Below are 13796 nucleotides of genomic sequence, written 5' to 3' on the forward strand. Positions count from 1 at the left end.
ATATGCCAATTCCTTTTATAGCTGCCGGAGTTATTGCAGCGACTGCCATTACCGGTGTTGGAAGTGGAGTAAAAGCAACTAAAAACACCATAGAAGCTAAGGGTCTAAATCAAAAAGCCAGAGGTATGGTCACCCAAGCAGAAAACCATCTAAATTCCAGACGTGAATTGACAAATAATCGAATTGAAAAATTAGGAGAAGAAAAAATTAGGATCCTATCTACTTCAGCTCAAGAGTTCTTAACCTATTTTCAACTTTTAAAAGATGTTGAATTTAGCGATCATACAACTGGTATTGAAGAACTAAAGAACATGGGCGTTACAAAAGATTTACTAAATGAACTTGAAGCTGAATCATTTCAAGCTGTTAAAGTTGCAAGTGGTGGATTGGCTTCGTTAGGTTCAGGAGTAGCAGCGGCATATGGAGCATATGCTGGTACAATGCTCTTGGGAACTGCATCAACAGGAGCACCTATTGCTGGTTTATATGGAGTTGCTGCATCAAATGCTACATTAGCTTGGTTAGGTGGTGGAGCATTATCTGCAGGAGGATTTGGGATGGCGGGCGGTACCATGGTTTTAGGAGGAATTGTAGCCGGTCCAGCACTTGCAGTTGGCGGTCTTATTATGTCAGCACAATCTAAAAAGAAACTTAATTCTGCTTACGGAAATTTAAATGAAGCAAAAGTAGTTGCAGAACAATTGACAAGTGCTGAAAAAGTTTTAGAGGTTATTCATATACGATCCATTCATCTGTATTCTTTATTAGAAGAAATTAATAAAGTATTTACTAGTGGGATTGAAACTATGAGAAATATTATTTCAAAAACAGGTACCGATTGGCAAAAATTCAATAAAGAAGAAAAAGAAGCCATTCATAAAGTATTCTTAACAGCTCAGCTCATTAAAGGGATTATTGATACACCTCTTCTCGATGAAGATGGGGCTATTACTCAGAAATCTGCTGAAGTTTTAGAGTCAGGTCAACAGGCTCTTACTAAACTTCAATTTCAAAAAACTGTATAGGTTTTCTTGCTTAGAGGCAAGGGTAGATGCATGAGATGGTTCTAGTGTTTCTTTATAACATATAATGAAGCACTAAAATCGTCCCCGATACTCTCAATTCTAACCAATACTCCTCACCTTTGCGGACATGATTTAATTCCTCCGATCTAAAACATATTCATTTTTTCACTTGTTACTAAAAGGATAAACAATGTTTTATACATGGAGATGATCAAAAATAAAACTTGCATACGGGATTATAACTAATGTCTTTTGGAAATTAATTTTACTATCACTAACATAGGAAGGTTAATTAAAATGGTAAGAACAAACATGTGGGAGCCATCGAGTTTCCGATATCGATGCTTTCTTCTTGAGCAATACTTCCGAAGATTGTAATCATCAACTCGCTGTCGGCATCTTCTGTATGGATGTTCCCTTTCTCATAATAAATATGCACCGGTCTGGGTAAAGACTTTAACAAACGTATCGCTTACAACGTTTCTAAAGTGTTCCGACTAAACCTTGAAATGCTCTTACAAAGGGTCAACGCCGTGAGGCTGGATGGATAAAAATACGCAAAATATAGTTTAAATATCCGATTTTCTACTATATAATAGACGGTTAATTTCACTCTTTTCCCCTCCAAATTCCTCGATTCATTTTTATATCGAATTTCACCCCATAAAACGCAAAAAAATGGCCCACTTCCTTGAATGGAGATGAGCCTGAATGGTCGTTTTTCTTCTATTGAAATACCATGTTTTTAACCATAATAACTAATCTTACTTAACCTGGACTGATCATTTGTAAGTGGCAACGATTCCTCATTATGAAAATTCACTTCATCATCAAACATCCAAAATAGCATTTTATACTTGTCTGGCAGACAATCGTCTATTTGACGAATGAAATCATAACAATACTGAAGAAACTCAATTGTTTTACTTTTCGTCACCTGTAACAAAGGCTGCAGCTGAGATATATGTTTCGATTCATCCATAAAGGGCGATGCATGAACATACCTATCTCTGTAATTTAAAATTTTCTTGTAATTGGCATAATGTGGCTTTATCTTTTCCACTTCTTCCGGATATAGTTTATAAATGACTTTCTCAACAATTTGTTTATCATTTATCTTTTTTTCTTTTAACACACCTTTCACTGCTTCCGTTTCCTCATGATTTCCTAGTTTTATATTATAGAAGAAATCATATAAACATGCTTCAACAAAGGTTACAGCCAAGAAGACTAAGTTCCTTTGCATACCTCCGATTTTGTTTCGTAATTCTCTAGATTTTACATCTGTTATCATTTCAAATCGTTCTTGATGGCTTAGCTGTTTATTTTTCTCATCTTGTTCTGCTAAAAGCTCTAGGTATAAATTCCAATGAACTTTTAAGTCATTAAAAATAATCATTTCGGGTATAGTTGGATACACACCTTTATAAATATTTAATTCAAACCAATGATTATCATTAAACGCAGGCTGTCCGGTGAATTTTTTATAGTCTAAAATATCTTTGATTTGCTTTGTTTGAAAAAGGCTAACTTCCTCTTTTTCTATATCACTTAGCCTCTCTCGTGTAAAAGCTATGATTCGATTTACCAACTCATTATCGTATGGCTTTTTGAAATTGCTTTTATGTAAACTGTCCTGTACAGTTTTCCAAATACTGTTTCCCCAAAGTACATATTGCTCTTTCTTTAATCTAGATTCTTTTATTTCATAAGCTAATTGAATATTCCCCACTTGTCCTTGTGTGGCTTGTCGACCACTAATTAAATTTATGAATATAGCAGTTAAGGTGTATTGAAATGCTTTTTTCTTTGCTCCAGACATTGTATTTAAAGTTGCCCTTGAAAAGAGCTCCTTTAATACCATTAAATCATCCACTAACGATTCCTCCCCATTTAATGAAATGAAATTCAAACTCTATTATAACACGCAACATGTCCCTCTCTTTTTCATCCTTCTAAAACAAAAAATAGCCCATCCCCTTATAATAAACCGATTACAAAATACTCGATAGATATGGATAGACGTCTATTAGCAGAGCAATTCATTCAATTTAAACCTATACATCTAGACATTGAGGCTAGTATTATTATTCTGCGAGGAACCGATTATGAAGAATTGCATTTCTAGAAAAAGTTAACAACACAAATAAGCCCGCCAAGCCATTGGGCTCAGCGGATAAAATTTGGTAATTAGCCTTTCAGCTTATAATAATCTACATACCAGTCTGCAAACTTCTGCAGTCCTTCTTCTATTGAGGTTTCCGGTTTAAAGCCTACAGCTTTCTGCAATTCATCTGTTGAAGCATAGGTAGCTGGTACATCACCTGGCTTAATTGGTTCAAAGACTTTTTCAAATTGTACTTCTTTGCCTAGCGCTTTACTTAAAGCCTTTTCTAACGTTTCAATAAATACCATCAACTTCTCTGGGCTATTGTTTCCAATATTAAAGACTTTATGTTGAACTTCACCTTCAGGTGGATTACTTAATAATCGTTCTATTCCTTCAACGATGTCATCAATATAAGTAAAGTCCCGATATAGATCCTTCTCAAAATCACCATTATTGAAAATCTTAATTGGCTCATCATTAAAATACTTATCTGCAAATCCAAAATAGGCCATATCCGGTCGACCCATTGGTCCGTATACAGTAAAGAATCGAAGCCCTGTAGCTGGAATCTTATAAAGATGACTATACGTATGTGCCATTAATTCATTTGATTTCTTAGTAGATGCATATAGTGAAACTGGATTATCAACAAAATCGCTTTCCTCAAAAGGAACCTTTTTATTGGCTCCATAAACAGAACTAGATGATGCATATACAAGATGATCCACTGGATTATATCTGCAGGCCTCAAGGATATTATAAAATCCAATGATGTTACTTTGAATATAGACATCCGGATTCTCTAATGAATACCTTACTCCTGCTTGAGCAGCTAGGTTTACTACAACGTTAGGCTTGTACTCTTCGAAGGTCTTCATTACCATATCTTTATCTGATATGTCGCCTTTAATAAAGGTAAACTTCTCATAAGGTTCCAAATTCCCTAAACGAGTATGTTTAAGGTTTACATCATAGTAGTCATTGACGTTATCAATACCAATCACCTGGCAACCCTGCTCTAGTAGTTTTCTAGATAAGTAGTAACCAATAAAACCAGCTGCTCCAGTGATTAGGTATGTTTTACTAGGATCAAGAGTTTTGTAATTCAAGATTCTTCGACTCCTTAACAGCTTCTCTAATTGTAGGTTTTCTTCCAATTGAGTGATACTCCACTCCTGCTTTTTGCATCTCATCAATACCATAAATGTTTCTACCATCATATACTAATGGTGTTCTCATTAACTTCTTATAACTTTCAGGTGTTACTGCTTTCACTTCTCCCCATTCAGTAAAGATAAAGCAGACATTCGCACCTTCTAATGCATGTTCAATATTGGAAACATAGGTAATGCTACCATTGCCATTCTTACCTTCGGGGTGAACTTTAGCAAAGTTCTCTGCACCCACAGGATCGTAAGCAAAGATATCTGCGCCTTGTTCTAATAATAAAGGCACATTTTCAAGAGATGCCGCTTCCCTTAAATCATCTGTTCCCGGTTTAAAAGTTAATCCTAGTACAGCTACTTTAAGACCATTAAAGGTGATAAGTCTTTTACTAGCTTTCTTATATAGCATTGTTTTCTGCTCTGTGTTTACATCAATAGCCGCTTTAACCGTTTTGAGCTCATAACCGTTCTGTTTAGCAATATAATCTAGCGCTTTTGTATCCTTAGGGAAGCATGATCCACCAAAGCCAATGCCTGCATTTAAAAACTTACTTCCTATACGCTCATCAAAGCTCATACCTTTAGCAACATCCTGAATATCCGCTCCTACCAATTCACAAAGGTTTGCTATATCATTCATATAAGAAATTTTCAAAGCAAGAAAGTCGTTAGAAGCATATTTGATCATTTCTGCCGACCTTCTATTTACTGAAACAATCGGTAAATGAAACGGTTCATAAATTTTCATTAATAATTCCTCAGCCCATTTACTTTCTGTTCCAATAATAATTCTCTCAGCATGAAGAGTATCATGAACCGCAGATCCTTGCGCTAAGAATTCAGGGTTTGATGCTACTTCCACATTCACATCTTTGACTAAAAAGTCCTGTATAAACTGTTCCACTTTATCATTCGTTCCAACAGGAACTGTCGATTTAACTACAACTAGACAATCCTTTTCTACCGATTCAGCAATTTGTCTAGCAACTGTAGCAATGTATGATAAATTTGCAGAACCATCTGGTTGTTCTGGTGTACCTACGCCAATAAAAATAGCATCTGCATCCTTGTAGGCTGATTTGAAGTCAGTTGTATACTCAATTCTTCCAGAAGAATAATTTTTTTTCATCAACTCTTCTAAGCCCGTTTCATAAATTGGAGAAACTCCAGACCTCATTAATTCTACTTTTTTTTCATCTATATCAACACAGGTTACTTGATGGCCTGATTCAGCAAAACAAACGCCGGCAACTAAGCCGACGTAACCTGTTCCTGCTACTGCTATTTTGTACATCGTTGCACCTTCCTTCGCTACTCAAATATATAAAAGAAATGCCACTTTGGTAAAGTGCCTACCTTTCCAAAAGCAAATAAATAAAACATATCCTTATTTATGAACGCAACATATTAAAGTAGTGAGGGGCTATCCCCAAAGTTCACATTTTTTTTACTAACAGTTGTATATTTAGAAAACTGCCTTTTCAGTACAATCCATTGAACTAAACAATAAGGAGCTAAAATAATAATATCGGCAACAATAATAATTTTCCAATCAGTAAATAAAGAGGTTACAAAATATACAAAGATTAATTTGAATATCACACCAAATGTATAAAAGTATGCTTGTAATTTCATTTTCCCTAATCCACTAGCAAAAGTCGATAGCACATTATGAAAGATAAAAATACTCCCATAACTTGCAAAAACCACTGCACTAATATTATCAACGTTTATACTATTTTGACCTAACCATAAATTAACAACTAATTGCATACATGGAATAAATAGAAATAAAAATATGGCAACAATAATTACCAAAAGATTTAAAGTTTTAAAATATTTATTAATCCACAATCCATCTTTTTCTTCAAAAGCTTTGGTTATTGCCGACCACAACGGTGTAAGAGCTAAGTTAAATAGCGTACCTGATAGCATAAACAATTGATAGTAAATTTGATATTCTACTACACTACCTGGTCCGACAAAATAGGTTATTAATATTAAGTTTGTTTGAGTAATAGCAGTATACATGATTTGATTCCAAAAAAAGACTCCCCCTAATGCCATTATCTCTCGCGCTGATTTATTATTAATATAACTAATACTTGGATAACATCCTTTTAATTCTTTAGTAAAAATATAAATAGTTGCAATAATAAGGGGCAAATTGACACATAACAAATACACAATAGATAAGATCTTTAAATTTGTCTCTAAATCAAATGATGGCGCTAAAAGCACAAAAACTAATAGTAATAAGCTTGTTATTAAAGCAATAAGATTATTTATTGCAGACTTTTGTAATGCATAAAGTACAAAAGAAATTAGGCGTAAAAAAAATTGCATCATGATTGTAATAAATGCACACATGACTACAAATAACATTGTTCCTGAAGATATTAGAGTTTCAGATATATTAAATATTGTATTCCAACTAATGTATGGGAAAGCAATAATACTTAAAATAATAACAAATAGAGTCATTGCACCTATAATGAAGTAAGCCGAAGATAAATTTTGCCTTATCTCTAATTGATTGTTTCGTACTATTGCTCCTACTAATTTATTTCTCAATCCATTACCAATACCCATGTCAAAAGTAAGAACCCATGTCAAAACTGAAAGGATCGTAAACCATACTCCAAGTACTTCTTGGTTATCAAAATATCTTATAAAAGCTGGCAAGGTAAGTAAGGAAATTATTAAACTTCCACCCTTAATTATAAAAGCTGCCAAGATATTTTTGATAACAACCTTATCATTTTCAGTAGAAAAATATCTATTTACGAACTTCCTCAAATTCTTACTCCAATCTTTATAATTATTCACTATACTATAGATACAAAACGTAATTATTTTATTTTCTTTTCTTAATATTTAGCCCAAATTTAAGAATTTATAACAGAGTCTAATGATTTTATCATTGTACTTGTATCAATTCCTGTTACTACTAGCCTCTTTTGAAGTGTTTCATTAGCTACTATAATATTTACGATACCATTAATATGATAATAGTCACTTTGTTTACTTACAATTTTTCTACTAACTTTTTTAAAGATACTGTTAATTTTAAAGGTAGTATATTTTGCAGAATTTATTACTTTAGCCACATAATTTTTATCGGAGTAGCTTTTATAACACAAAAAGATAGTATCTTTAAATTGGGGATATTTTAACAGACAGTTTATAGTTAAGAACTCAAAATTAAAATTTTTAATCAAATCTAATTTATTTAAATCCTTTATTGCTGCTAAAGCAGAATCAGCCCAAATTGTATCAACACTGTAAAATTTAGGAACCAACTCTGACCAATTATATTCTTTATGCCCTCTAAAATGCGGGGCATCTTCTAACTTACCTGTATGTCTCCCTGTAGCTGAGTCTGATGAACCGCTTTTATTACAAATACCTGAAATAGTTAGTGGGAAGTCTATCTCAACCAATTTATTAACAGTTAACGAAAGGGCAACAGAAATATATATATCTGGTGATAATCCTCCGAAGTATTTTCCAGTTGTTTCTCTTATTTGCTGAAGGCACTCTCTTCTTACAATGCCATGATATAACTTTACCATATCAAGTGATAAATAATCTTGCCCGCCCTGTTTTAATAATTTTACAACTTCATAATACGGATCACATATTTTTGCTTTTGTAGTAATCTGATTTATACTTAAATATCCATCATCTTTCTTACCTCTTAACGCCTCTGAATTGGGCCAAAAGTAAACTGCGTTCAATCCTGGTTTAATTGCATCAACATTATTCTTTTTAGCCCATAATACTACATCAATTATCTGAGGTAATATCCCGTCATCATCACCAATTATACACACATATTCTCCATCTGCTTGACTAACGGCTAAATTGAAGTTGTCAACAAATGATATTGTTCCCTCAGTGTAGTTATATTTTAACCGCTTATTATTATCATGCTTAATTAATAATTTTGACAATTCACGTTTTTCACTATTGTCCTGTATAACAACTTGTATTCGATCATCATTAATGTTCAAAATTTGTTCTACAGTTGCACTTGCATACTTTTCTCTATTTTTAGTAGGAATGACAACAGATAATAAAAAATTATTTTTCATATAAACCTACCTTCTTTATTAATTATTTAGATAATAAATAATTAATATTGTATTGTAGAATTTCAGTTACTTTCTCCAGACCATTTTGTTAACAATACCTGTATAGCTCTGAATTATTTTAACTACTTTTACACTTACATTTAAATCTGTATAACTTAATACATCTATACCCATATCGCTGTTAGATTTCATAGCAACCGCCATATCAACAGCTTGAAGCACTTGTTCTGTAGTAATACTACCAATAATCATGTTTCCTTTATCAAATACTTCAGGTCTTTCTGTGCTCGTTCTAACTGATACGGCGGGAAATTTATAGTAAGAAGCTTCTTCAGCAATAGTTCCGCTATCAGAGACAACACAAAAGGCATTAATTTGCAGATTGTTGTAATCAGAGAAAGAAAAAGGTTGTAAGCTTCTCACATTTTTATGGAACTTAAAACCGCGCTGTTCTATTGTCTTTTTACTTCTTGGATGCGTACTATAAATAACTGGCATGTCATATGTTTCTGCCATAGAATTAATAGCATTCATAAGTGCCATAAAATTTTGCTCATTATCTATATTCTCTTCACGATGAGCCGATAGTAATATATACTTTCCTTTTTCCAATCCAAGAGTTTTCAAAACACTACTATTATTAATTCTATTTGCATTAGCACTGAGAACTTCTGCCATAGGTGAGCCTACAACATACGTTCTCTCTTTAGGTACACCTTCTGAGTTTAAATACCTTCTAGCATGCTCTGTATAGCAAAGATTAACATCACTAGTATGATCTACAATTCTTCTATTAATTTCTTCAGGTAAATTTTCGTCAAAACATCTATTACCTGCTTCCATATGAAAAATAGGGATTTTTAATCTTTTTGCAGATATGACACTTAGACAAGAATTTGTATCTCCAAGAACTAGAACAGCATCTGGTTTTAGCTCAACCATAATCTCATATGATTTAGCAAGAACATTACCCATTGTTTGTCCTAGGTTATCACCTACCACCCCTAAATAATAGTCTGGAGTTCGTAGTCCTAATTCATTAAAAAACACTTCGTTAAGAGTATAATCATAATTTTGTCCGGTATGAACTAATACATGGTTAAAGTACATATCACACTTTTTTATTATCTCGGATAATTTTATTATCTCTGGGCGTGTGCCTACTATTGTCATTACTGTTAATTTACGCACTGCTTGTCCTCCTGTTGCTTCACATAGTGAGGATAAAGTTCTTTATGATTTTCTATCCACTCTTTCATTTCTATTATCATCTGTTCATAGCTTGGAACTATAAAATTAAAATCGTTTCTGTTATTAATAAGGGATTTATCAACTGCAAAAGTATCACTAGGTAAAATTGTTAATGAATTTCCTTTCATACTTTTATTGAAAAGTTTAAGTAGTTCATATTTGCTAATACTTTCATTATTTACTAGGTTATATAGACCAGTTATTCCTTCTTCTAGTGCTTTATCCATGGCCTTGGCTAATGTTAAAGTTGTAACCCCTGTCCATATTGCTTTGGTAAAGCCATTAATCTGTCCTTCTTGTTTCATAAACCAATTAAAAAGTCCAATACCATCATTATTTAGATCCGGACCAATTATAGAGTTTCTGAAAGTTAAATCTTTACTATTTTCTAGTTCACCTAAAGCTTTAGATCTATCATAAAAAGTACTTCCATCTCTAAATGATGTTTCTGTGTATCCACCTTCTTTACCAGAAAAAACACAATCTGTGCTCATATGGATAACTTTTGTTTTCATATCTTTTGTAATTTCGCTTAAATAATGCGGTAAATAACTATTTAATAGTACAGCTAATGCTTTTTTATCATCGGCGTCTTTATTTAAAATTCCAATAGCATTAATAACTGCATCATAGTTACCTTCAGAAATTACATCTTTTAAAAAAGGAAAATTAGTAACATCTCCTATAATATTATTACAATATTTAAACCCTCTTCTACTAAAAGCAGTAACGTCATGTCCTACTTCACTAAGATATAAAGAAATTACATGCCCTGCCATTCCAGTTGCACCAAGAACAAGGATTTTCATCTATCTCTCCCTCCAATTCTTTAATTCTTCTTGGATGTAATCAAGGTTAAGTAGTTTATCCTTTATACCCTCAATTCCTAACCTTAGAGTGTTATGAGAATTATAATCTTCGACTTCTTGTAGCTGCTCATTACCTTCTACAAAGTATTTGTCATAGTTAAGATCTCTTTTATCCGCAGGAACCCTATAAAACCCACCTAAATCTTGAGCAACTACATGCTCTTCTCTTGTGAGAAGTGTTTCATATAACTTTTCTCCATGACGAGTACCTATAACTTTAATTTCGTTTTTAGCATTGAATAATTCCTTGATTGCCTGTGCTAAATCTCCGATGGTAGAAGCTGGGGCTTTCTGAACCATAATATCTCCTGCTTCTGCGTTTTCAAAGGCAAAAACAACAAGTTCTACAGCTTCCTCAAGACTCATCAAAAATCTTGTCATGTTTGGATCTGTAACTGTTAAAGGTAGCCCATTCTTTATCTGGTCTACAAATAGTGGAATAACCGAACCTCTCGACGCCATAACATTTCCATATCTTGTTCCACAAATTAAAGTCCTTTCAGGATCAATAGTTTTTGATTTGGCCACAAAAACTTTCTCCATCATAGCTTTTGAAATTCCCATTGCATTTATGGGATATGCAGCTTTGTCAGTGGAGAGACATATCACCTTTTTAACACCCATTTCAATAGCACCAGTAACAACATTTTCGGTCCCTATTATATTCGTTTTTACTGCTTCGAGAGGAAAGAATTCACAAGATGGGACTTGCTTAAGTGCTGCAGCATGGAAAATATAGTCAACACCATGCATCGCGTTCTTAACACTTGATAAGTCACGGACATCACCAATATAAAACTTTAATTTTTCGTTACTATAAACTTTTCTCATATCATCTTGTTTTTTTTCATCTCTTGAGAATATTCTTATTTCCTTAACATCAGTATTTAGAAATCTTTTCATTACTGCATTTCCAAAGGATCCTGTACCACCAGTTATTAGAAGTGTTTTGTTTTTAAACATTAGATTGTCCTCCTGAAATAATTTCATCTATTTTGTCAATTAGTTTTCCCATTGCATATTCTGCAGTGTGATATTTCATTGTATATTCATAGTTTAAATTACCTAATCTTCGAAGCATTTCTTTATCATCCTTAAGTCTTAAAATTGCCTTAGCCAGAGATTCAGGATTATTAGGCTCAAATATTAACCCATTAACTTCATGATTAACAAATTCACGAATATTAGGAAAATCTGATATTATTACTGGTTTTCTTTGCACCCCAATTTCAAATGCGGGTCGCGCTTGATGGGGTTTCGTCATTGGAAAGATTAATATATCGCAAGCTGAAAAGGAATCAGACATATCTTTTTGGATACCTATGAACTTAACTTTGCTTTGAATCCCTTTTTGTAAAATATATTGTTTGTTTTCTTCTGAGAACTTTATTATTTTTCTGTTCTTTATTCTACTAACTGTTCGTTTAATACCTTCCCCTTGAATATTGCCAAAATCTTTGCCCGCTACTATAAGACTAATCTCTTGATTCTTTAATATATTAATAGCTTTTAAGGCTATATCTATTCCCTTTAATTTGTCTGTTCCTCCTACAAATAACACATTAAAATTCTGTGGGTTAATATTTAAATTAGCACAAGCAACATCTCTATCATTATTTGCCTTATATTCTTTTATTTCTAAAAAATCTGGTGACACTACTGTTTGAGCTTTAGTTAACCCTGTTTGCAATAAATCGTATTCGGATAAAAAAGCGACAGCTGTAAATTCATCTAACATATTTTTCATAAATTTATTCATAAGTTTCTTAGGACTACCTGGTATTGTTTCTCTTACAAAACATAGAGATTTTATTTTTCTTTTCTTAAATAACTTTCCCATCCAGCATAAAACTTTTGAATTTACTAAAACAAAATCAGGGTTTACATTTCTTAATACTAAGTCCCAATATTTAATTTGGGTAAGAGAATGTAGTGCGTGATACCAAAACCTGGGTTTTAGCAAATTATTACCCCCGCTATAATATGTTAATTTTCCTAATCTGAATGAGAAGGTATGAGGATTTAAACCCTTCTCTCTTAAAAAGTTTAGAAGGTCAGGTGGATCATTCGGTATATAACAGACAACTTTGTATTTTTTTTCCAAAGTTCTCCATGTGTTATATAAACTAATCCCTGCCCCACCGAGCAATCCTGAGTGATGAATCAATAATATTTTCTTTTTACTCATATAATCTACTCCCAAAAGAATTTGTAGTTGTCAATCCCCATGCTTCCACCAGGTGTCGAAATTATAAATTGAATTAATGGGAAAATAATACAAGCCATCATAGCAATAACACGGATATTCTTGCTTTTGATCCCTTGAATTACATTTGGTATTAAAAGAGTAATATAAATCATAAAATACAATGATATTCTTTCAAACAATGGAATCTCCATTGCTAAGAAAAATACCACAAAATTAATACATGAAAGAACAAAGGATATTGACATGACCCTTATATAATCTTCATTATGCTCATTACTACTTTTTGGCCAAAAAAACAAACATGCTAACGGAAGCGCCATTACAACAACTATTAATAACGGATTAACATAAGCCGTATTGTCTAAATATCTTATATACTTTTCAGGAGTAAGCTGTTGGACCAGTGAACCAAATAATCCTCGTCCAATGAAAGCTACGCAACTTAAGCCATATATAATAAAACCTGTTTTTTTATTAATCCTTATTTTCCTTAGAAAGAATACTAATAAAAAAACTATTGCTGAGTTGTGGAAAAAATAAGCTATACCGACAAAAATAAAAAATAGGATTTTCTTATTTTTTATTAAATATATAAAAGCTAATATTGTTAAAGAAATTGCAATTGTCTGCCTTAAACCACTCATTGACATTGCAAATATGCCAATGGTTACATGTAAGTAGAAACTTAGTAAAATATTTTTAGAATAAAGATAATATAATAAGGACATGGTTATTACAAAGATGGCTGCAATAATTGCTAAATACGCTTGGAAGTTTAAACCCAGCTGTCCTAATGCATAATTAAAATAGGAATAACCAAGTTCTGAATCCCTTATTAAATTATTTAAATAATATTTACCATTTTCATACTCATTCAAGTAACCTAGTATATCAGTCCCTACTGAGACATCTCTCAAAGCCATAACAACAAATAGACTAATACCTGCAATTAAAACGTATAGTTTACTGTTGTATCTTAGTCTTATCCGACTATTAGCATTAAAAGCTATTGCCGTAATTGCCCAATATGACAATAACGTCATATAAATAAACATGAAACCACCTATTT

11 protein-coding genes are annotated in these 13796 nt (G+C 32.6%); 1 reads left to right on the top strand and 10 read right to left on the bottom strand.

Annotated elements, in window-relative coordinates:
• Positions 1–2: 2 nt before the first annotated feature.
• Positions 3–1025 (top strand): hypothetical protein, encoded by a 1023-nt coding sequence (locus IQI_RS13310; RefSeq protein WP_064093132.1) that lies wholly within the window; start codon positions 3–5, stop codon positions 1023–1025.
• Positions 1026–1770: 745 nt separating this feature from the next.
• On the opposite strand, the gene IQI_RS13315 is transcribed toward IQI_RS13310, so the two are convergent.
• The 10 genes from IQI_RS13315 to IQI_RS13360 all read right to left on the bottom strand — a co-directional run bounded on the left by IQI_RS13315 (position 1771) and on the right by IQI_RS13360 (position 13782).
• The gene (locus IQI_RS13315) at positions 1771–2901 is read right to left on the bottom strand and encodes a hypothetical protein (RefSeq protein WP_064093133.1); all 1131 of its coding nucleotides are present in this window, start codon (positions 2899–2901) and stop codon (positions 1771–1773) included.
• Positions 2902–3215: 314 nt separating this feature from the next.
• Positions 3216–4244 carry an SDR family NAD(P)-dependent oxidoreductase gene (locus IQI_RS13320; RefSeq protein ID WP_064093134.1) on the bottom strand — a complete coding sequence of 343 codons (1029 nt, stop codon included), beginning with the start codon at positions 4242–4244 and terminating at the stop codon, positions 3216–3218.
• Positions 4225–5595: a UDP-glucose dehydrogenase family protein gene (locus IQI_RS13325; protein ID WP_064093135.1), complete on the bottom strand. Its 1371-nt coding sequence runs from the start codon at positions 5593–5595 to the stop codon at positions 4225–4227. The genes IQI_RS13320 and IQI_RS13325 overlap by 20 nt, the downstream gene beginning before the upstream one ends.
• Before the next feature lie 113 nt (positions 5596–5708).
• Positions 5709–7100 carry a lipopolysaccharide biosynthesis protein gene (locus tag IQI_RS13330; protein ID WP_064093136.1) on the bottom strand — a complete coding sequence of 464 codons (1392 nt, stop codon included), beginning with the start codon at positions 7098–7100 and terminating at the stop codon, positions 5709–5711.
• An 89-nt stretch (positions 7101–7189) separates the two neighbouring features.
• Positions 7190–8398: a glycosyltransferase family A protein gene (locus IQI_RS13335; protein ID WP_064093137.1), complete on the bottom strand. Its 1209-nt coding sequence runs from the start codon at positions 8396–8398 to the stop codon at positions 7190–7192.
• Positions 8399–8464: 66 nt separating this feature from the next.
• Positions 8465–9589: a non-hydrolyzing UDP-N-acetylglucosamine 2-epimerase gene (wecB, locus tag IQI_RS13340; RefSeq protein ID WP_064093138.1), complete on the bottom strand. Its 1125-nt coding sequence runs from the start codon at positions 9587–9589 to the stop codon at positions 8465–8467.
• The gene (locus tag IQI_RS13345; protein ID WP_064093139.1) at positions 9577–10458 is read right to left on the bottom strand and encodes an SDR family oxidoreductase; all 882 of its coding nucleotides are present in this window, start codon (positions 10456–10458) and stop codon (positions 9577–9579) included. The genes wecB and IQI_RS13345 overlap by 13 nt, the downstream gene beginning before the upstream one ends.
• A complete protein-coding gene (locus IQI_RS13350) occupies positions 10459–11481 on the bottom strand; it encodes a polysaccharide biosynthesis protein (protein WP_064093140.1) in 1023 nt (340 codons plus the stop codon).
• Positions 11474–12706, bottom strand: coding sequence for a glycosyltransferase family 4 protein (locus IQI_RS13355; RefSeq protein WP_064093141.1), 1233 nt, complete (start codon positions 12704–12706; stop codon positions 11474–11476). Before IQI_RS13355 ends, IQI_RS13350 begins: the two co-directional genes overlap by 8 nt.
• A gap of 5 nt (positions 12707–12711) precedes the next feature.
• Entirely contained in the window at positions 12712–13782 is a 1071-nt protein-coding gene (locus tag IQI_RS13360) for an EpsG family protein (protein WP_064093142.1), read from the bottom strand.
• Positions 13783–13796 lie beyond the last annotated feature (14 nt).

Origin of the sequence: Rossellomorea aquimaris TF-12, from assembly GCF_001648555.1 — a bacterium.
Classification (GTDB): Bacteria; Bacillota; Bacilli; order Bacillales; family Bacillaceae_B; genus Rossellomorea; species Rossellomorea aquimaris.